A 19748-nucleotide genomic window follows, 5' to 3' on the forward strand; every position below is an offset into this window, starting at 1 on the left:
CCCGACGAACCTGATCCGGGTCATGCCGGCGGAGGGAGCGCGAGACGACGCCTCAGGCATCGGCACGTCCCTTCCCGCCCCGCCTCSRGTCGCCGAGGAGCGCCGCGGCGGCCTGAGCCCGGCGGTCTGGATCACCGCCCTGGTGGTGATCGTGCTGGTGCTGCTGTACCTGTATTTGTGACTGCGTCCGTAACGCAGGCGGAACGGCACCTTCGGCCGGCTTGACCGATCGTCGGACGAAACCTTAGCCTTCCTCCCGGGTGGCCCGACCGGCCGCCCGCACGCGGCGTTCAACAAGCCGCGGCGGGCGCCGGTGTAGGCCCTACGCCAGCTTGGGAGGATTCCATGACCACCACCGTGACCCTGACGGTGAACGGGAGGTCGGTGACGCGGCAGGTCGAACCGCGCACACTGCTCGTACAGCTTCTGCGCGAACACCTGCAGCTGACCGGGACGCATGTCGGCTGCGACACCAGCCAGTGCGGCGCCTGCGTCGTCCATGTCGACGGCCGGTCGGTCAAGTCCTGCACCATGCTGGCCGTCCAGGCCGAGGGCAGCCAGGTGACCACGATCGAGGGCCTGGCGGCCGCCGACGGCACGCTGCACCCGATGCAGGAGGCCTTCCGCGAGAATCACGCCCTGCAATGCGGCTTCTGCACGCCCGGCATGGTGATGAGCGCGGTCGACCTGCTGCAGAACAACCCGAACCCGACCGAGCACGAGGTGCGTGACTGGCTGGAAGGCAACATCTGCCGCTGCACCGGCTATCACAACATCGTCAAGGCCGTCCTCGACTGCGCCGCCAAGTCCGGCGGACAGCGCGTCGCGGCCGAATGAGGGGGGCGCGGTCATGGCACATGACGGCATCGGCGCCCCGCTGCGCCGCAAGGAGGATTATCGGTTCCTGACCGGCAACGGTCACTACACCGACGACATCAACCGCCACGGCCAGGCGCATGCCTATTTCCTGCGCTCGCCGGTGGCCCATGCCCGGATCCGCGGCATCGACACCAGCGCGGCGGAGACGGCGCCGGGCGTGCTGGCCGTGTTCACCGGCGACGACCTGGCGAAGGACAAGGTCGGCGGGCTGATCTGCGGCTGGATGGTCAAGTCGAAGAACGGCGAGCCGATGAAGGCCGGCCCGCACCCGGCCCTGGCCCAGGGCAAGGTCCGCTATGTCGGCGACCATGTCGCGGTGGTGATCGCCGAGACCAAGGACCAGGCCAAGGACGCGGCCGAGAAGATCGAGGTCGATTACGAGGAGCTGCCGGCCGTCGTCGCCACCGACAGCGCCCGCAGCGCCGCGTCCCTGGTGCATGACGACATCCCGGGCAACACGGTCTATGAGTGGGAGCTGGGCAACAAGGCCGATGTCGAGGCCGCCTTCGCCCGCGCCGCCCATGTCACCAAGCTGGACCTGCAGAACAACCGGCTGATCCCGAACGCGATGGAGCCGCGGGCGGCGATCGGCGAGTACGACCGCGGCTCGGACAGCTTCACCCTCTACACCACCAGCCAGAACCCGCATGTGGCGCGGCTGGTGCTGTCCGCCTTCATCGGCATCGCGCCGGAGCACAAGCTGCGGGTGATCGCGCCCGATGTCGGCGGCGGCTTCGGGTCGAAAATCTTCATCTATGCCGAGGAGACGGTCTGCGTCTGGGCGGCGAAGAAGGTCGGACGGCCGGTGAAGTGGAACGGCGAGCGCAGCGAGAGCTTCCTGGCCGACGCGCATGGCCGCGACCACGTCACCCATGCCGAGCTGGCGCTGGACCAGGACGGCAGGTTCCTGGCCCTGCGGGTGCACACCACGGCCAATCTCGGCGCCTATCTCTCCACCTTCGCCAGCTGCGTCCCGACCTATCTCTACGCCCCGCTGCTGTCGGGGCAATACGCCATCCCGGCGATCTATTGCGAGGTGGACGGGGTCTACACCAACACCGCGCCGGTCGATGCCTATCGCGGCGCCGGGCGGCCGGAGGCGACCTACGTCATCGAGCACATCGTCGAGCTGGCGGCGCGCGAGCTGAAGCTGGACCCGGCGGAGATCCGCCGCCGCAACTTCGTCCAGCCGGACCAGTACCCGTACCAGACGCCGGTGATCATGACCTATGATTGCGGCGACTATCCGAAGGCGCTGGACGAGGCGCTGAAGCTGGCCGACTACGCCGGCTTCCCGGCCCGCAGGGCGGAGAGCGCCAGCCGCGGCAAGCTGCGCGGCATCGGCCTCTCCAGCTACATCGAGGCCTGCGGCATCGCGCCGTCGGCCGCGGTCGGGTCGCTCGGCGCCGGCGTCGGCCTGTGGGAATCGGCGAAGATCCGGTTCAACCCGACTGGCAACGTCACGGTCCACACCGGCAGCCACAGCCATGGCCAGGGTCACGAGACGACCTTTGCCCAGCTGATGTCGAGCTACCTCGGCGTGCCGGCCGACCAGGTCGAGGTCGTCCACGGCGATACCGACAAGACGCCCTTCGGCATGGGCACCTACGGCTCGCGCTCGCTGGCCGTCGGCGGCTCTGCCATCGTCAAGGCGGCGGAGAAGATCATCGCCAAGGGCAAGAAGATCGCCGCCCACCAGCTCGAGGCGGCCGAGGCCGACATCGAGTTTAAGGACGGCAAGTTCACCGTGGCCGGCACCGACCGGGCCAAGACGATCCAGGAGGTCGCCTTCGCCGCCTATGTCCCGCACAACTACCCCGCCGGGGTGGAGCCGGGGCTGGAGGAGAGCGCCTTCTACGACCCGATCAACTTCACCTTCCCGGCCGGCACCCAGATCTGCGAGGTCGAGGTCGACCCCGACACCGGCGTCGTCACCATCGCCAACTACTCTGCGGTGGACGATTTCGGCCGGGTGATCAACCCGATGATCGTCGAAGGCCAGGTCCATGGCGGCCTGGCCCAGGGCCTTGGCCAGGCGCTGATGGAGAACTGCGCCTACGACCCCGAGACCGGGCAGCTGCTGACCGGATCCTTCATGGATTACTGCATGCCGCGGGCCGACGACCTGCCGAGCTTCAAGGTCGGCATGATCGAGACGGTCAACCCCTCCAACCCGCTCGGGGTGAAGGGCTGCGGCGAGGCCGGGGCGATCGCGTCGCCGCCGGCGCTGATGAACGCGATCACCGATGCCATCGGCCGCGACATGAACATGCCGGCAACGCCGGAGCGGGTGTGGCGGGCGATCCACACCCCCGCCCTGGCGGCCGAGTGAGGAGATAAGACGATGTATGCCTTCAACTACCAAAAGGCCTCCTCCGCGGCCGACGCGGTGGCCAAGCTGGGCGCCGCCTCCGACGGCAAGTTCCTGGCCGGCGGCATGACCCTGATCCCGACGCTGAAGCAGCGCCTGGCCTCGCCCTCCGACCTGGTCGACCTGGGCGGCGCGGCCGAGCTGAAGGGGATCAAGGAGGAGAATGGCGGCCTGACCATCGGCGCCATGACCACCCACGCCACGGTCGCGGCCTCGGACGTCGTGCAGCGGGTGATCCCCGCCCTCGCCGCCCTGGCCGGCGACATCGGCGACGCCCAGGTGCGCAACCGCGGCACCATCGGCGGGTCGGTCGCCAACAACGACCCCAGCGCCGACTATCCTTCGGCTGTGCTGGCGCTGGGCGCCACGGTGCGGACGACCAAGCGCGAGATCGCGGCCGACGACTACTTCCAAGGCCTGTTCACCACGGTGCTGGAAGAAGATGAGCTGATCACCGCGATCCACTTCCCGAAGCCGGAGAAGGCGGCCTACATCAAGTTCGACAACCCGGCCAGCCGCTACGCCATGGTCGGGGTGTTCGTGGCCAGGACGGCCGGCGGCATCCGCGTCGCCGTCACCGGCGCGGGGTCGGACGGGGCGTTCCGCTGGGCGGAGGCCGAGCAGGCGCTGTCCGGCAATTTCTCCGCCGCGGCGCTGGACGGGCTGTCGGTCGACCCCGGCGGCATGAACGGCGACATCCACGGCTCGGCCGAATACCGGGCCCACCTGGTCAAGGTGATGGCCAAGCGCGCGGTCCAGGCCGCGGGCTGATTCTGCGGCTCGCGACGGCCTGCCTCCGGGAGACCGGAGGCAGGCCGTTGTCGTCAGAGCATGACAGTCTTTGCCATGACAGATGGCAAAGATTGTCATATCATGACCCCGGTCACCGCAGGAGGACGCCATGGCCACGATGAACGTGTCCCTGCCGGACGCCATGAAGACCTGGGTCGAAAGACAGGCCGAGGGCGGCCGCTATGGGAATGTGAGTGATTATATCCGGGACTTGATCCGCAAGGATCAGGAGCGGACGGAGGCGATCGCCGCCCTGCAGGCCGCCATCACGGAGGGTGTCGAAAGTGGGGCCGCCGAGCCCTTCGACGCCGCGGCCTTCAAGCGTCGGATGCGCCGGCAGCATGGCAACGGGTGATGCCGCCCGGTACCGGCTGACCCCGGCGGCTCTTGCCGATCTCGACGACATCTGGCGGTACTCGGCCGAAACCTGGTCCGCCGGGCAGGCCGATCGCTATCTAGACGATCTCGTCCGTGTCTTCGAGATGATCGCCGCCATGCCGACGCTGGCCCGGGAACATCAGGAGTTCGACCCGCCGGTCCGCATCCATCCGTATCAGAGCCATCTGATCATCTACACGCAGAGCAGTGACCGCATCGTCATCCTGCGCCTCCTCGGTGGCCGGCAGGACTGGATCGCCATCCTGAAGGCCGCGGATATCTGAAGCCGCGCTGCCCCCTTCCCGAAACCGTGACCACCGCGCATTCTCAGCACCATGCTCGACCCCGACGAGATCATCTTCTGGCTGCTCGGGCCGGCCCGCATCCTGCCCTCGCCCGCCCCGCTCTTGCAGGCGCTGGCGGAGCGGCTGGTCCAGGCCGGCTATCCGCTGTGGAGGCTGTCCTTCCACCTGCCGCAGTTCCAGCCGCAGGTCAGCGCCGCCGCCTATGAGTGGCGCCCGACCTTCAACGAGGTGCGCGAAATCCGGTACGAGCGCGCGCTGTCGGAGACGCCGACCTACCACAACAGCCCGATGGGCGAGATGCACCGCACCGGGCAAATGGTGCGCCGACGCCTGGTCGGGCCGCAGGCCGACCTCGCCTTCCCCCTGCTGCAGGAACTGCGCGACGAAGGCTGCACCGACTATGTGCTGATGCCGATGCGCTTCGGCATCGACCGCTGGACCACCGGCTTCGGCCTGGCCTCCGACGACCCGGCCGGCTTCACCGACGAGCAGATCGCCTGCGTCGAGACGCTGCTGCCGGCGCTGGGCGCCGTCTGTGAGATCATGGTCGACCGGCAGAAGATGATGCAGCTGCTCGACACCTATGTCGGGCGCGAGGCCAGCCGGCGGATCCTGGAGGGCGAGATGGTGCGCGGCGGCGCCCGGTCGCTGGAGGCGGTGATCCTGTTCTGCGACATGCGCGGCTTCACCGCCCGGGCCGAGGTGACGCCGCGCGACGCGCTGCTGCAGCTGATGAACGAGTATTTCACCATCGTCGTCGGCGCGGTGCATGGCGCCGGCGGCGAGGTGCTGAAATTCATGGGCGACGGCATCCTGGCGATCTTCCGCCTGGGCGACGGCGAGGCCACGGCCGAGGCCTGCGCCCGCGGCCTGATCGGCGCGCTGGACGCCTTCGCCGGCATCGACGCCATGAATGCCCGTCGCGGCACCGAGGGGCTGGACGCGATCGACGCCGGCATCTCGCTGCATGTCGGCGAGGTGATCTTCGGCAATATCGGCGCGCCGGACCGGCTGGACTTCACCGTGGTCGGGCCGGAGGTGAACCGGGCGGCGCGGATCGAGCAGATGACCAAGCTGGTCGGCCGCCGGATCCTGACCTCCTCCCGCTTCGCCGAGCTGAGCCCGGTGCGCCTGGTCTCCGCCGGCACCCGCCGGCTGCGCGGCGTGGCGCAGCCGCAGGAACTGTTCACCCCGGCCGCCGACATCCGCGGAGAGAGCGTGCCCGACGCCGCCTGAGGCAGCCGCCGGCTACGTCGCCGGGACCTCGGACACCGTCTTGCCCAACCGGACGGCCGCGGCGGCGGCCAGCAGGCCGAGGAAGGACGCCAGCAGCATAAGCCCGATCAGGAGGGCGGGCGACGGCTCGCCGGACAGGACGAGGCCCGTCAGCGTCGTCGCCAGCGCGCCGCCCAGCACGGTCAGCGCGCCGGTGATGCCGGCGGCGGTTCCGGCCAGACGCGGCCGCACCGACATCGCGCCGGCATTGCTGTTCGGCGTGGTCATTCCGTTTCCCAGCCCGACGAAGATTGTGCATCCGAAGTACGAGACTGGGGACAGATGGCCCAGGGCGATGGCCGCGAGGCCGCCGAGCAGGCCCAGGCAGGCCACCAGCCGGCCGATCAGCATGACCGTCGCCGGCGGATGGCGACCGACCAGGCGGCTTCCCAGCCAGCTGCCGGCGATGAAGCCGGCGGTGATGCTGCCGACGAACATGCCGAGCTCGGCCGTGCCGATGCCGAAAACGGCGGCGGCGATGCGGGGCGCCCCCGCCAGGAAGATGTAGAAGGCCCCGGTCGAGAAGGCCGTGCACAGGGCGTAGCACCAGAACAGCGGCTCGCGCAGCAGCGCGGCCAGTCGCCCGCCATCCGGCTCCCCCTCGGCCAGGGGTCGGACAGTCTCGCCCAGATCCGACCATGCCAGGCACAAGAGCCCTGCCCCGGCCGCGGCATAGAGCTGGAAGATGACGCGCCAGCCGAAGGCGGCATCCAGCAGGCTGCCCAGCATCGGCCCCAGCATCGGGGCCAGAGCCATCGCCATGCCGATGCGGCCCAGCAGCCGCGCGGCCTCGGCCTCCGCCGCCGTGTCGCGGACGATCGCGAGCGACAGCACGGATCCTGAGACCACGGCCGCCTGCAGCATCCGGAACGCCAGCAGCATCCACACTGTCTGGGCGATCGCGCAGCCCAGCGACGCCACGATGAAGACCGCCAGCGCCGCGAGCAGGACCGGGCGCCGGCCGATCCGGTCGGACAGCGGGCCGACGGCGAGCTGGACCATGGCCGAGACGGCGAGGTAGCCGCCGAGGGCGAGGCTGACCAGGGCATAGTCGGCCTGCAGATCCGCCGCGATGTTGGCCAGCGACGGTACGATCATGTTCAGCGTGACCACCGAGGTGGCGGTCATCAGGATCAGCGTCGCCAGGGCTGGGGGGCTGCTTGCCTTGCGCATCGGTCACCCTCTGAAAACAAAAAAGCCCCCGAACGGCGGTTCGGGGGCGCATGGCGAACGGGTATGGCTTCCGCTACCGGACCATGCACCTTTCACCGACGACTACGAAATTTGAGCGAATCATCAGACCTCTCTTGCGCAATGAAGCTATGATCCGATCGGATCGTTGCGCAAGTGTATTTCCGATCGTTCAGCTTGACCTATGCTGATCACCCTGAAGCTTTGATCCGTCATCGCGAGCCCCGCAGGGGCGTGGCGATCCAGGGGCCGGTGCCGCTGGATCGCCACGTCGCTTCGCTCCTCGCGATGACGAGAAGATGCCCCACCGCACCGTCAGCCTATCCGGCCGTCGAGCTGGTGACGGCGGCCAGGGCCTTCACCAGCCGGTCCAGGTCGGCCTCCTGCGTGAACAGGGCCGGCGTCACCCGGATGCACTGGCCGGCCGCGACGCCGGCGCGTCGCACGGTCAGCACGCCATGGGTGTCGCGCAGCGCCGCCACGATGGCGTCGTTCGCTGCCTTGTCGGTCCGCCCCGCCAGCCGGAACGAGGTGATGGCGCCGTAGCTGCCGGGCTCGTCCGGGGTCAGGATCTGCAGGTCCTTGAATCCCTTCACTCGCGACACCCAATAGTCGCGCATGTAGCGCAGCCGCGCCTGCTTGCGCGTGGCGCCGATCTCCTGGTGCAGGGCGATCGCCTGCGGTACCGCCAGCACGGCGGCGAAGTTCACCGTGCCGGTGTGGACGCGGGAGCGGATATCCGCTTCCGGCCAGTCCTCGTCGCCCATGTCGCGGTCGATGTCGGCGATCCGCTCCTTGCGGATGTAAAGGAAGCCGACGCCAAGCGGCGCGCCGATCCATTTGTGCAGGTTGAAGCCGACGAAATCGGCGCCGAGATCCTTCACCTGGAAATCCATCTGGCCCCAGGAATGGGCGGCGTCGACGATCACGTCCACCCCGCGCGCCCTGGCCATGGCCGCGACCTCGGCCACCGGGATCACCATCCCGGTGCGATGGCTGATATGGGTCAGCAGCAGCAACTTCGCCTTGGGGTTGGCGGCCAGCACCTGGGTATAGGCGTCCAGCACGGCCTGGCGCGTCGCCGGCTCCGGCAGCGCGAACTTCACCACCTCGACGTCACGCCGGGCCTTCAGCGCGTTCATCGCATACTGCATCGAATCATAGTCGAGGTCGGAATAGATCACCGTGTCGCCGGGCTGCAGCCGGTTGTAGTTGCCGATCAGCAGCTGCAGCGCCTCGGTGGCGCCGCGGGTCAGGGCGATCTCCTCCGGCGCCGCGCCGACCGCGGCCGCGACGGCCTGGCGCACGGCCTCGAGATCCAGGCCGGACTTGGCCCGGGCGTAGAAGGAGTTGTCGCGGTTCACCATGTCGGTCAGGCGCAGGTATTCGCGGCGCACCGGCTCGGCCATGATGCCCCAGTAGCCGTTTTCCAGATTGGTGATGTCGCCGGTCACGGCATAGAGCCCGCGCACCTGGTCCCAATAGGCGGTGTTGCCGGCCAGGTCAGCGGCGGTCCCCTCGGGCGCGGCCGGCGCCACGGCGGCGTCGGCGGTTCCGGCGCGGGTCAGCGCGGCCGCGGCGACCAGGCCGCCCATCAGCGTGCGCCGGTGGATCGCGAAGGCGTTGTCGATCATCGGTCTCTCCCCTCTTCGAGCGCGCGGAAGGAACCATGCCGACGGCGACGGATTGACGAAGGCCGGATGACAGCTGCGTGACGGCCCGCCGCAAGCGGCGGCACTGGCCCCTGCTCGCCCGGGGCCGTATCCTGCCGGAAAATTGGGATTCGTCCGATGAACGCTGCCGTGCTGCCGTCCTCCGTCGAGGAGACCCTCGCCCTGCTGTCCCGCGGCGACTATGTCGCCGACCGGCCGCTGGCGACCGCGCTGTTCCTGGCCCTGCGGCTGAAGCGGCCGCTGTTCCTGGAGGGCGAGGCCGGGGTCGGCAAGACCGAGATCGCCAAGGTGTTGGCCGCGACCCTCGGCCGCCGCCTGGTGCGGCTGCAATGCTATGAAGGCCTCGACATCGCCGCCGCGGTCTACGAGTGGAACTACCAGCGCCAGATGCTGGAGATCCGCCTGGCCGAGGCCGGCGGGGTGCAGGACCGCGACCAGCTGGCGAACGACATCTTCGCCGAGCGCTTCCTGATCCGCCGGCCGCTGCTGCAGGCGCTGGAGCCGGATATCGGCGGCCCCGCCGTGCTGCTGATCGATGAGCTGGACCGCACCGACGAGCCGTTCGAGGCCTTCCTGCTGGAGGTGCTGTCCGACTTCCAGGTGACGATCCCGGAACTCGGCACCATCAAGGCGGCCGAGCCGCCGATCGTCATCGTCACATCGAACCGCACCCGCGAGATCCACGACGCGCTGAAGCGCCGCTGCTTCTACCACTGGGTCGACTACCCGAATGCCGAGCGCGAGCGCGCCATCCTGCACGCCAAGGCGCCGGGCACGCCGGAGGCGCTGAGCGCGCAGATCGTCGCCTTCGTGCAGAAGCTGCGCCGTATGGACCTGTTCAAGCAGCCCGGCGTGGCCGAGACGCTGGACTGGGCCCAGGCGCTGACCGAGCTGGACGTGCTGGAGCTGGACCCCGACGTGGTGCGCGACACGCTGGGCACCATCCTGAAATACCAGGACGACATCGAGCGCATCCAGGGCGCCGAGGCGGCGCGCCTCCTGTCCGAGATGCGGGCGGAGATCAACGCCGCGGCCGCCGCCGCGGTGCGCATGCCGGTCTGAGGGTCCCTGAGGAAATCGGTCATGGATGCGGCAGAGGCGAGGCGGATAACGTTTCAGTTCACCGAGGACGACCTCATCGCCGCGGCAAGGCTGCATGTGTGGACGGCTCTCACCAGCAGGAAGGCGCTGCTCCTCCTGGTGGTCGTGGTCATCGGGGCGGGCCTGATCGTCAGCACCCTCCTGTCCGGGTCCGGAAGACCCGATCTCCAGGGGGTTGTCGCGACGGCGGTGGTGGGCGTCCCTGCCGCCCTCGCCATCCTGCATTACATGTCCCTGCCGCAGAATGCGCGGCGCATGTACCGCCAGCAGAAGTCGCTGCACGAGACGCTGGCGGTCGAGTGGTCCGAGGATGGTATGAGCTGGGATGGGCAGACCGGGTACACCCGGATCCCGTGGAACCACTATGTGAAATGGTGCGAGGACCACCGGCTGCTGCTGCTCTATCACTCGGACCGTCTGCACCAGATGCTGCCGAAGCGTGTCCTGCCCCCCGCCGGCATCGACTCGATCCGCTCGAGCCTCGTCAAGGCTGGCGTTCCCGAATTCCGCCGGTTCGGCTGATGGTCGACGATTTTGCCCCGATCCGGACCGACCGCCTGATGCTGCGCCGCTTCGCGGCGCGGGATGCCGCGGCGTTCCAGGCCTATCGCGACGACCCCGAGGTGGCGCGCTGGCAGGGCTGGGAGAGCTGCAGCCGCGAGGCGGCCGAGGCCTTCGTGGCCGGGATGGCCGTGGCCGCCTATGGCGTGCCGGGCGAATGGCTCCAGGTCGCCGTCGCTGACCGGGCGGATGACCGGCTGCTGGGCGATATCGGCGTCCATATGCTGGCCGGCGAGCCGCGGCTGGTCGAGCTGGGCGCCACCTTCGCCACGGGCTCCCAGGGCCGCGGCCTCGCCACCGAGGCGCTGGACGCGCTGATCCGCCGGCTGTTCGCCGAGGAAGGCCGGCACCGGCTGCAGGCGTCGATCGACCCGCGCAACACCCGCTCCGCTGCGCTGTTCGGGCGGCTGGGCTTCCGGCGCGAGGCGCATTTCCGGCGCTCGGTCTGGGCCAAGGGCGAGTGGTGCGACGACGTCGTCTACGCCCTGCTGGGCGAGGAATGGAGCGGCCGCCATGCCGGCTGATCCCACCCCGAGCGAGACGGGCCGCCTGGCCCTCAACGTCATGCAGTTCTGCCGTGCCCTGCGGGCGGCCGGCCTGCCGGTCGGGCCCGGCCGCACCCTGGCGGCGCTGGAGGCGCTGGAGACGGTCGGCATCGCCAGCCGGCAGGATGTGTACTGGGCGCTGCACGCGACGCTGGTGAACCGGCGCGACCAGCGCGAGGTCTTCGACCAGGCCTTCCATCTGTTCTGGCGCAACCCGGACATGCTGAAGCGCGCCATGACGCTGATGCTGCCGCAGATCCGCACCGGCAAGGAGGAGGAGCGCGCGGTCAACCGCCGCGTCGCCGAGGCCTTCGCCGACCGCCAACCCGGCCGCGGCGAGGCGCCCGACGACGCCGAGGAGCCGCCGGAGCTGGAGGTCGACGCCAGCCTGACCTTCTCCGAGCGCGAGCAGCTGCAGCACAAGGATTTCGAGCAGATGAGCGCGGAGGAGCTGGCCCGCGCCCGGGCCGCCATCGCGCGCTTGCGCCTGCCGGTGCGCGACGTGCCGACCCGGCGCTACGCCCCGCACCACTCCGCGCCGCTGGTCGACATGCGCCAGACGCTGCGCCAGTCGCTGCGCGCCGGCGGCCATTCCATCGACCTGGCAAGGCGCATCCGCCGCAAGCGCCCGCCGCCGCTGGTGGTGCTGTGCGACATCTCCGGCTCGATGAGCCAGTATTCGCGCATGCTGCTGCACTTCCTGCACGCGGTGACGACCGAGCGCGACCGGGTGCACAGCTTCGTCTTCGGCACCCGGCTGACCAACATCGCCCGCCAGCTGCGCCGCCGCGACGTCGACGACGCGCTGGACCGCGTCGGCCGTGCCGCCCAGGACTGGGGCGGCGGCACCCGCATCGGCGCCTGCCTGGCCGAGTTCAATCGCGTCTGGGGCCGCCGCGTGCTGGGCCAGGGCGCGGTGGTGATCCTGATCACCGACGGGCTCGACCGCGACGCCGGGGATCGGCTCGAGGACGAGATCGACCGGCTGCATCGCAGCTGCCGCCGGCTGATCTGGCTGAACCCCCTGTTGCGTTGGGACGGCTATGCGCCAAGATCTATGGGGGCGCGTGCCCTGATGCCGCATGTCGACGAGTTCCGACCGGTCCACAGCCTGGCCAGCCTGGCCGCGCTGGTGGATGTGCTGGCCGAGGACCCGATGCGTGGCGACCGGCGCATGGCCAGGTGGCGGCATTTGGCTGCTGCTCAGCAGGAGTTGGTGCAATGACCGATCATGATGATGTGCTGGCCCTAGCCGCAACATGGGCTTCGGAAGGACGTCCGGTGGCGCTGGCCACCGTGGTCTCGACCTGGGGCTCTTCCCCCCGCCCGGCCGGCAGCCAGCTGGTGATCGACGGCGAAGGCCGGATGCAGGGCTCGGTCTCCGGCGGCTGCATCGAGGGCGCCGTGGTGCGCGAGGCGCTGGAGGTGATGGAGGACGGCAAGCCCCGCCTGCTCGATTTCGGCGTCAGCGACCAGCAGGCCTGGGATGTCGGCCTGGCCTGCGGCGGCAAGATCCAGGTCTTCGTCGAGCGGCTGTCGTGAAGCGCGAGATCCTCGACGCGCTGCAGGCCGCCCGGGCCGAGCACAAGACGGTGGCGCTGGTCACCGATCTCGCCAGCGGCGCGCAGACGCTGGTGGTCGACGGCGCGGCGACCGGGGACGTGGCGGTCGATCCGGCGCTGCAGGGCGCCATCGACGAGGCGCTGCGCCACAACCGCAGCCGCACCGCCGCGGATGGCACGCTGTTCATCCAGGCCTTCGTGCCGCCGTTGCGGCTGGCGATCGTCGGCGCGGTCCACATCGCCCAGGCCCTGGCGCCGATCGCGGCGCTGGCCGGATACGACGTCACCGTGATCGACCCGCGACGCGCCTTCGCCTCCGACGAGCGCTTCCCCGGCGTCAAGGTCAGCACCGAGTGGCCGGATGACGGGCTCTCGGCCCTGAAGCCGGACGGCCGGACCGCCGTCGTCACCCTGACGCACGACCCGAAGCTGGACGACCCGGCGCTGGATGTGGCGCTGAAGTCGCCGGCCTTCTACATCGCCGCGCTGGGCAGCCGGAAGACGCATGCCGGGCGGGTCGAGCGGCTGACCGCGCTCGGCCACGGCGCCAACGCGCTGGCCCGGATCCACGGCCCCGCCGGCCTCGCCCTCGGCGCCGTGTCCCCGGCGGAGATCGCGATCTCGGTGATGGCGCAGATGACCGCCGTGCTGCACGGCGCCGAACCGCACGGAAAGGCTCCCGCTTGATCTTCGGCTCCCTGCCCGTCGCCGAGGCCGCCGGCGCCATCCTGGCCCACACCGTCGCCGCGGCCGGCACGATGTTCCGCAAGGGTCGGCGGCTGAGCGCGGCCGACATCGAGGCCTTGAAGGCCGCCGGCGTCGAGGAGGTGCAGGCGGCGCGGCTGGAGCGCGACGACATCCATGAGGACCAGGCGGCGGAGCGGGTGGCCGCCGCCGTGCAGGGGCCGGGGCTGAGCGCCAGCGCCGCCTTCACCGGCCGGGTCAACCTGTATGCCGAGGCCGCGGGCGTGGTCGTGATCGACCGCGAGCGGATCGACCGGCTGAACCGCCTCGACGAATCGATCACCATCGCCACCCTGCCGGAATGGGCCGAGGTCGCACCCAAGCAGATGGTGGCGACCATCAAGATCATCCCCTTCGCCGCCCCGGGCGACGCAGTGGCACTGGTCGAGGTCATGGCCGCCCTGCCGCAGCGCGGGCCGGCGCTGCGCCTGGCCGCCTACCGGCCGCTGAAGGTCGGGCTGATCCAGACCAGGCTGCCGACCACCAAGCCCAGCGTGCTGGACAAGACCGCCCAGGCGACGGTCGACCGGCTGGCGCGGCTGGGCGGGACGCTGGCGCGCGAGCGCCGGTCCGAGCACAAGGCCCCGGCGCTGACCAGCGAGATCCGCATGGTGCAGAATCTCGGCCTGGACCTGCTGCTGATCGCCGGCGCCTCGGCCATCACCGACCGGCGCGATGTGCTGCCGGCGGCGATCGAGGCATCGGGCGGCATCATCGAGCATTTCGGCATGCCGGTGGACCCCGGCAACCTGCTGCTGATGGGCCGCATCGGCGCCATGCCGGTGCTGGGCCTGCCCGGCTGCGCCCGGTCGCCCAAGCTGAATGGCTTCGACTGGGTGCTGCAGCGCATCGCGGCGGGGCTGACCGTCACCCGCCTCGACGTCATGGCCATGGGCGTCGGCGGCCTGCTGGCCGAGATCCCCAGCCGCCCCCTGCCCCGCGACCGCGCCGCCGACGGCAACGGCATGCCGCACGCGCCGAATGTCGGCGTGGTGGTGCTGGCCGCCGGCCAGTCGCGCCGCATGGGCGAGCTGAATAAGCTGCTGGCCCCGGTCGAGGGCAAGCCGATGGTCGCCCATGCCGTCGACGCCGCGCTGGGCACCAAGGGCGTCGGCCCGGTCGTCGTCGTCACCGGGCATGAGCGCGAGCAGGTCGAGGCGGCTCTGGCCGACCGGCCGGTCACCTTCACCAGCAATCCGCGCTATGCCGAGGGACTCAGCACCTCGCTGGCCGCCGGGCTGGCAGCGCTGCCGCACGAGACCGACGCCGCGCTGGTCTGCCTCGGCGACATGCCGCGGATCAGCCCGAAGCTGATCGAGCGCCTGGTCGCCGCCTATGCGCCGACGGAGGGCCGTTCGATCGTGGTGCCGACCCATCAGGGCAAGCGCGGCAACCCGGTGCTATGGGACCGCCGCTTCTTCCCGGCCATGGCCTCGGTCGCCGGCGATGTCGGCGCCCGCCACCTGATCGGCGAGCATGCCGACGAGATGGTCGAGGTCGAGGCCGGCGACACCGCGGTGCTGTTCGACGTCGACACGCCCGAGACGCTGTCGACCCTGACCAAGGCCCCGACGCGATGATCGACGCTCTGTACGACCAGGCGATCCTGCAGAAGGCGCGGGAGGCGACCGGCGCCGGCCGGCTGCCCGAGCCGGACGGGTCGGCGATGATCGACAACCCGCTCTGCGGCGACCGGGTGACCATCGACCTGACCCTGGCCGACGGCAAGGTCGCGAAGATCGGCCATCTGGTGCGCGGCTGCGTGCTGTGCGAGGCCTCGGCGGCGCTGATCGCCGAGAAGGCGGTCGGCCAGGCCCCGGCGGTGTTGCGTGGGATCGCGGCCGGCATCAGGCCGATGCTGCGCGAAGGCGCGGCCCCGCCCTGGCCGGAGCTGGAGATCTTCACCCCGGTCCGCGCCGTGCGCAGCCGGCACGACTGCGTCGAGCTGCCGTTCCGGGCGCTCGCGGCCGCGCTGGACAAGGCCGGGGCCTGAGCGCCGGGCATCCGGCATCGCTTTTCAGAATTCCACGCCGTCATTGCGAGGAGCGTAGCGACGAAGCAATCCAGGGGCCGGTGCGCACCGACCCCTGGATTGCTTCGCTGCGCTCGCAACGACGGTGTGCGCAGGCGCTGGAGCAATCCCGATTTACATTTAATACGTTCGTACGTATTATGCCTGCATGCCAAAACACTCCCTCCGCGACGCGATCCTCGATGCCGGCCTCAAGGTCATGTTCCGAAAGGGTTATGTCGGCGCCAGCGTGCGCGACATCGTGGCCGAGGCGCCGGCGCCGCAGGGCTCCTTCACCAATCACTTCCGGTCGAAGGAGGACTTCGCGCGCGAGGTGCTCGACCGCTATTTCGACGACGTCAGGCGGCTCGTCGCCGGGACGCTCGGAGATGACGGCCTCGCGCCGCGCCAGCGCCTGCGGCGCTATCTCGACGCCATCACCGACCGCCTCGCCGGGGATGGGTTCATCCGCGGCTGCCTGATCGGCGACCTCAGCCTCGAGGCGGCACCGCAGAGCGAGAAGCTGCGCGCACGGCTGGGCGAGATCTTCGCCGAGTGGCGACGATCCTTCGCCGCCTGCATCGCCGAGGGCCAGGCGGCCGGCGAGATCGCGACGGACTTTGCGCCCGAGGATCTCGCCGAGTTCCTCCTCTCCTCCTGGGAGGGGGCGATCCTCCGCATGAAGGTCACGCGCGACGCCGAACCGCTCGAGCGCTTCAAGCGCATCGCCTTCGCCACGGTGTTCAAGGAGCCGTCACCATGATCCCGGACATCACATTGCCGAAGCTGCCCGTGCTGGAGTCGGAGATGGCCTATCGGGAGGCGGCCAGGACCGATGCCCCGGTCGCGCTGTTCCTGCACGGCAACCCGACCTCCTCCTATATCTGGCGCAACATCATCCCGCATGTCGCCGAAGTGGCGCATTGCATCGCCCCGGACCTGATCGGCTTCGGCCAGTCGGGCAAGCCCGACATCGCCTACCGCTTCGAGGACCAGGTGCGGTACCTCGATGCCTTCATTGAAAAGACGGGGATCGGCTCGGCCTATCTGGTCGCGCAGGACTGGGGGACGGCGCTCGCCTTCCACCTCGCGGCGCGCCGGCCGGACTTCGTGCGCGGCCTGGCCTTCATGGAGTTCATCCGGCCGGTCCCGAGCTGGGAGGAGTTCGTGCGCGGCGTCCCGGCCCGCGAGATCTTCCGGCGGTTCCGGACGCCCGGCGAAGGGGAGGGCCTGATCCTGGAGGGCAATTTCTTCGTCGAGCGGGTGCTGCCCGGTGGGGTCCGGCGCACACTGACCGAGGACGAGATGGCCGTCTACCGCGCGCCCTTCCCGACACCGCAGTCACGGCGGCCCACCTGGCGGCTTCCGAACGAACTGCCGATCGCCGGGGGGCCGGCCGACGTGCACGCGACGATGGAGGCGGCGCATGCGGCGCTCGCCGAATCCTCCTACCCGAAGCTGCTCTTCTCCGCCGACCCCGGCGCCCTCGTCCCGCCCGAGCTGGCGGAGGATCTCGCCCGCAGGCTGCAGGATTGCAGGCACGTCAGGCTCGGCCCGGGCCTGCACTATCTGCAGGAGGATCACCCGGAGACGATCGGCCGGTCCGTCGCCGCCTTCATCGCCGAGGTCGAGGGCCGCCCGGACAAGGCCGGCGCTTGACCCGGGGCGGCGCCGGGCACACTTAGGTCTCTCCCGCCCGGCACCCGATCAGGCTCATGAAATCCTCCGACGCCCACATCCTCATGGTCCCCGGCCTGGCCTCGCCCGATGAGGGCCACTGGCAGGCGCGCTGGCAGTCGCGGCTGAAGACCGCGCGCTGGGTCGGCGCCGCCGACGACCCGGCGGACCGGGACAGCCGGGTGGAGGCGCTGGTCGCGGCGGCCGAGGCCGACGACAGGCCGGTGGTGCTGATCGCCCATGGGCTGGGCGTTCTGGCCGTCGCCTTCGCGGCACCTCGGCTGAACGGCCGCGTCGTCGGGGCGCTGCTGGTGGCGCCGCCGGACCCCGCCGGCGCGCCCGGCTATGAGGATGTGCCGCGAGACCCGCTGCCCTTCCCGTCCCTGCTGGTCGCCAGCGCCAGCGACCCGGGCTGCGCCCTGGCGGTGGCCGACGACCTGGCGGCGGCCTGGGGCAGCCATTTCGTCGATGCCGGCGACGCCGGCGGCCTGGACAGCGCCAGCGGCCATGGCCCCTGGCCGGAGGGGCTGACCCGCTTCGCCATGCTGATGGCGCGGCTGTAACGAAACTCCATCAGGGCTGCGGCGAAACGCCCGCCCCGCCGGATGTTCCCCGGCCAGACGTGAAAACGAACAGGGCTCGGGGCCTTCCGCGCCCATCGCGATCACAGCCACGAGCATCGAGATGCCGATCCAGCCGGCCGCCGCGACCGCGGCCCCGACCCACGCCGCGAGCCGCTACGACGGCGCGACCATCGTCCTGCACTGGCTGACCGCCGGGCTGGTGATCGCCCTGTTCCTGCTGGCCGAGGGCTGGGGCTTCTTCCCGCGCGAGATCCGCCAGGCCGGCCAGTCGCTCCACGTCTCGCTCGGCATCCTGCTGGCCGTCGTGCTGGTCGTGCGGCTGCTGTGGCGCGGCGGCGCGGGGCGGCGGCTGCCGCCCGCCGGTGCCGGCCTGCTGGGCTGGGCGGCGCGCGCGGCCCATCTGGCCCTCTACGGGCTGCTGGTGGCCCAGGCGACCCTCGGCATCCTGTTCCGCTGGGCCGAGGGCGAGCCGCTGCAATTCTTCGGCCTGTTCGCGCTGCCCGCGGCCTTCGCCCCCGACCGCGATCTGGCCCGGAGCCTGATCGGGCTGCACAACACCGTCGCCTGGATCATCATCGCCCTGGCCGGGCTGCACGCGGCCGCGGCGCTGGTCCACCATTACGCGCTGCGCGACGGCGTGCTGCACCGGATGCTGCCGGGACGGGGCTGATCGCTCTCCAGCCGAAGGAAAGGCCCGGTCTCGGCCTTCACCCCATTCTATTGTCATCCTCGGGCTTGACCCAAGGATCCAGGGGCTTTCAGGAGCCGCTCTCGGTGGCCCCTGGATTGCCCGGTCAAGCCCGGCAATGACACTGAGGAGGCTTGATCCAGGAGGCCGTAGAGCAAGCCGACCAGATACGTCCGGATCACCCCTTCGCCGCGTCGAAGTCCTTGACCAACCGCTTCGGCGCCACCGCGCGCCAGCGCCGGAGCAGCAGGGCCTCGACCGCGCGGGGATCGGCCTTGGCCAGATGCATCAGCACGATCGGCCAGTCGCGGTAATGCGGCGTGACGTGGAACACCTCGGGCTCGGCCTCGATCAGCATCTCGCGCTCGTCGACGCCGACGCCCGGCATCACCAGCGTCCCGCCATCCTCGCGCAGCCGGGTCAGCATCTTGCCCTTCACCTTCAGCGCCGGCGTGCCGTAGGAGGCGCCGCGCTCGACGCCGGGCCAGGCCAGGGCGATGGCGCAGACATCGTCGAAGGTCATCGCCCGCCCTCCCCGTCCTCAGGCGGCCCGCCGGCCCTCCGCCTGCGCGCGCACCATCTCCATCCATCGCAGCCCGACCTGGCGGGCGAAGACCGCAGCGCCGGGCAGGCCGTTGGCCAGCTGGTCACGATAGGTGGCGAAGAAGCCGGGGAACCGGCCGCGGGTCTCCTCCGAGACCATATCGGCCCAGCCTTCGACGATCTCTGCCGACACCTCGAGGTGGAACTGCAGCCCGTACAGGCCCGGCCCGGCGCCGAAGGCCTGGTTGGCGCAGACGCCGTTGGTGGCCAGCAGCGTCGCGCCCTGCGGCAGGTCGAAGGTGTCGTAGTGCCAGTGCATCAGCTTCGGCAGCGGCGTCAGGCCTTGAAGCAGCGGGTCGGCCGCGGCGGCCTCGGTCGCCTCGATCGCGGTGAAGCCGACCTCCGGCGTGTGATGGCGGCGCACCGTCCCGCCCAGCGCCCGGGCCAGCAGCTGGGCGCCGAGGCAGATGCCCAGCACCGGCTTGCCGGCCGCGGCGAAGGCGCGGATCGCCGCCAGCTCGACCGGCAGATAGGGATGGGCGTCGTCATCGCCCGCGAACTGAACGCCGCCGAGCACCAGCAGCCCGTCATGGCCGGCGGCGTCGGCCGGCACGGCGTCGCCATGCTCCGGGAACCGCACATCCTCGACCCCGCCCGCCTCCGCGATCGCTGCGCCGATCAGGCCCGATGGGGTGCGGTCATTGTTCTGCAGGGTCAGGATCTTCACGGCATCGCTCCACTAGGCCCGTCCGCGGAAAGGCTAAGGGCCGGCCGGCCGCATCGCCAAATGCCGAGAATGCGGGGCGGCCCCGGCGTCAGGGTCGGAGCTTTGCACCGTTGCCCCTATTCACCCGTCATGGCGAGCCCC

General features: G+C 70.5%; 23 protein-coding genes. 19 read left to right on the forward strand and 4 right to left on the reverse strand.

The window, feature by feature from the left end; all coding sequences use genetic code 11:
• From BWR60_RS37290 to BWR60_RS27715, 7 genes are all read left to right on the forward strand, one after another.
• A partial coding sequence (locus tag BWR60_RS37290) for a hypothetical protein (RefSeq protein WP_218823712.1) occupies nucleotides 1–181 on the forward strand: 181 nt, incomplete at its 5' end.
• 164 nt (nucleotides 182–345) lie between these two features.
• The gene (locus tag BWR60_RS27690; RefSeq protein WP_088155083.1) at nucleotides 346–837 is read left to right on the forward strand and encodes a (2Fe-2S)-binding protein; all 492 of its coding nucleotides are present in this window, start codon (nucleotides 346–348) and stop codon (nucleotides 835–837) included.
• A gap of 13 nt (nucleotides 838–850) precedes the next feature.
• The gene (locus BWR60_RS27695) at nucleotides 851–3211 is read left to right on the forward strand and encodes a xanthine dehydrogenase family protein molybdopterin-binding subunit (RefSeq protein ID WP_088155085.1); all 2361 of its coding nucleotides are present in this window, start codon (nucleotides 851–853) and stop codon (nucleotides 3209–3211) included.
• A 12-nt stretch (nucleotides 3212–3223) separates the two neighbouring features.
• On the forward strand, nucleotides 3224–4021 hold the full coding sequence (locus BWR60_RS27700) for an FAD binding domain-containing protein (RefSeq protein ID WP_088155087.1): 798 nt from the start codon (nucleotides 3224–3226) through the stop codon (nucleotides 4019–4021).
• Between the two features lie 130 nt (nucleotides 4022–4151).
• Nucleotides 4152–4397: a type II toxin-antitoxin system ParD family antitoxin gene (locus BWR60_RS27705; protein ID WP_088155089.1), complete on the forward strand. Its 246-nt coding sequence runs from the start codon at nucleotides 4152–4154 to the stop codon at nucleotides 4395–4397.
• On the forward strand, nucleotides 4384–4704 hold the full coding sequence (locus BWR60_RS27710; RefSeq protein WP_088155091.1) for a type II toxin-antitoxin system RelE/ParE family toxin: 321 nt from the start codon (nucleotides 4384–4386) through the stop codon (nucleotides 4702–4704). The genes BWR60_RS27705 and BWR60_RS27710 overlap by 14 nt, the downstream gene beginning before the upstream one ends.
• 51 nt (nucleotides 4705–4755) lie before the next feature.
• The gene (locus BWR60_RS27715) at nucleotides 4756–5961 is read left to right on the forward strand and encodes an adenylate/guanylate cyclase domain-containing protein (RefSeq protein WP_088155093.1); all 1206 of its coding nucleotides are present in this window, start codon (nucleotides 4756–4758) and stop codon (nucleotides 5959–5961) included.
• A gap of 12 nt (nucleotides 5962–5973) precedes the next feature.
• On the opposite strand, the gene BWR60_RS27720 is transcribed toward BWR60_RS27715, so the two are convergent.
• A complete protein-coding gene (locus tag BWR60_RS27720; protein WP_088155095.1) occupies nucleotides 5974–7173 on the reverse strand; it encodes a Bcr/CflA family efflux MFS transporter in 1200 nt (399 codons plus the stop codon).
• Nucleotides 7174–7511: 338 nt separating this feature from the next.
• The gene (locus BWR60_RS27725; protein ID WP_088155097.1) at nucleotides 7512–8825 is read right to left on the reverse strand and encodes an aminotransferase class V-fold PLP-dependent enzyme; all 1314 of its coding nucleotides are present in this window, start codon (nucleotides 8823–8825) and stop codon (nucleotides 7512–7514) included.
• 156 nt (nucleotides 8826–8981) lie between these two features.
• Between BWR60_RS27725 and BWR60_RS27730 the strand changes: the two genes are divergently transcribed.
• The 12 genes from BWR60_RS27730 to BWR60_RS27785 all read left to right on the forward strand — a co-directional run bounded on the left by BWR60_RS27730 (nucleotide 8982) and on the right by BWR60_RS27785 (nucleotide 18319).
• A complete protein-coding gene (locus BWR60_RS27730; RefSeq protein ID WP_088155099.1) occupies nucleotides 8982–9926 on the forward strand; it encodes an AAA family ATPase in 945 nt (314 codons plus the stop codon).
• A gap of 21 nt (nucleotides 9927–9947) precedes the next feature.
• Nucleotides 9948–10487, forward strand: coding sequence for a YcxB family protein (locus tag BWR60_RS27735; protein WP_088155101.1), 540 nt, complete (start codon nucleotides 9948–9950; stop codon nucleotides 10485–10487).
• A complete protein-coding gene (locus tag BWR60_RS27740) occupies nucleotides 10487–11050 on the forward strand; it encodes a GNAT family N-acetyltransferase (RefSeq protein WP_179221976.1) in 564 nt (187 codons plus the stop codon). Before BWR60_RS27735 ends, BWR60_RS27740 begins: the two co-directional genes overlap by 1 nt.
• The gene (locus BWR60_RS27745) at nucleotides 11040–12296 is read left to right on the forward strand and encodes a vWA domain-containing protein (RefSeq protein ID WP_088155104.1); all 1257 of its coding nucleotides are present in this window, start codon (nucleotides 11040–11042) and stop codon (nucleotides 12294–12296) included. The genes BWR60_RS27740 and BWR60_RS27745 overlap by 11 nt, the downstream gene beginning before the upstream one ends.
• The gene (locus BWR60_RS27750; RefSeq protein ID WP_088155106.1) at nucleotides 12293–12613 is read left to right on the forward strand and encodes an XdhC family protein; all 321 of its coding nucleotides are present in this window, start codon (nucleotides 12293–12295) and stop codon (nucleotides 12611–12613) included. Before BWR60_RS27745 ends, BWR60_RS27750 begins: the two co-directional genes overlap by 4 nt.
• Nucleotides 12610–13320, forward strand: coding sequence for an XdhC family protein (locus BWR60_RS27755; protein WP_088155108.1), 711 nt, complete (start codon nucleotides 12610–12612; stop codon nucleotides 13318–13320). Before BWR60_RS27750 ends, BWR60_RS27755 begins: the two co-directional genes overlap by 4 nt.
• Nucleotides 13317–14957: an NTP transferase domain-containing protein gene (locus tag BWR60_RS27760; protein WP_088155110.1), complete on the forward strand. Its 1641-nt coding sequence runs from the start codon at nucleotides 13317–13319 to the stop codon at nucleotides 14955–14957. The genes BWR60_RS27755 and BWR60_RS27760 overlap by 4 nt, the downstream gene beginning before the upstream one ends.
• Nucleotides 14954–15370 (forward strand): iron-sulfur cluster assembly scaffold protein, encoded by a 417-nt coding sequence (locus tag BWR60_RS27765; protein ID WP_088155112.1) that lies wholly within the window; start codon nucleotides 14954–14956, stop codon nucleotides 15368–15370. The genes BWR60_RS27760 and BWR60_RS27765 overlap by 4 nt, the downstream gene beginning before the upstream one ends.
• Nucleotides 15371–15557: 187 nt before the next feature.
• Nucleotides 15558–16151, forward strand: a complete 594-nt coding sequence (locus tag BWR60_RS27770; RefSeq protein ID WP_088155114.1) for a TetR/AcrR family transcriptional regulator — start codon at nucleotides 15558–15560, stop codon at nucleotides 16149–16151.
• The gene (locus BWR60_RS27775) at nucleotides 16148–17047 is read left to right on the forward strand and encodes a haloalkane dehalogenase (protein WP_088155116.1); all 900 of its coding nucleotides are present in this window, start codon (nucleotides 16148–16150) and stop codon (nucleotides 17045–17047) included. The genes BWR60_RS27770 and BWR60_RS27775 overlap by 4 nt, the downstream gene beginning before the upstream one ends.
• Before the next feature lie 56 nt (nucleotides 17048–17103).
• Complete coding sequence (locus BWR60_RS27780; RefSeq protein WP_088155118.1) at nucleotides 17104–17628, forward strand: RBBP9/YdeN family alpha/beta hydrolase; 525 nt, start codon at nucleotides 17104–17106, stop codon at nucleotides 17626–17628.
• 121 nt (nucleotides 17629–17749) lie between these two features.
• On the forward strand, nucleotides 17750–18319 hold the full coding sequence (locus BWR60_RS27785; RefSeq protein ID WP_088155120.1) for a cytochrome b: 570 nt from the start codon (nucleotides 17750–17752) through the stop codon (nucleotides 18317–18319).
• Nucleotides 18320–18515: 196 nt separating this feature from the next.
• Here the strand turns inward: BWR60_RS27785 and BWR60_RS27790 are convergent, their stop codons facing one another.
• Together BWR60_RS27790 and BWR60_RS27795 are read right to left on the reverse strand one after the other, a co-directional pair.
• Complete coding sequence (locus BWR60_RS27790) at nucleotides 18516–18860, reverse strand: MmcQ/YjbR family DNA-binding protein (protein ID WP_088155122.1); 345 nt, start codon at nucleotides 18858–18860, stop codon at nucleotides 18516–18518.
• A gap of 18 nt (nucleotides 18861–18878) precedes the next feature.
• A complete protein-coding gene (locus BWR60_RS27795) occupies nucleotides 18879–19607 on the reverse strand; it encodes a type 1 glutamine amidotransferase (protein ID WP_088155124.1) in 729 nt (242 codons plus the stop codon).
• Nucleotides 19608–19748: the final 141 nt, after the last annotated feature.

The sequence above is a fragment of the Inquilinus limosus genome (genome assembly GCF_002195995.1).
GTDB lineage: Bacteria > Pseudomonadota > Alphaproteobacteria > DSM-16000 > Inquilinaceae > Inquilinus > Inquilinus limosus_C.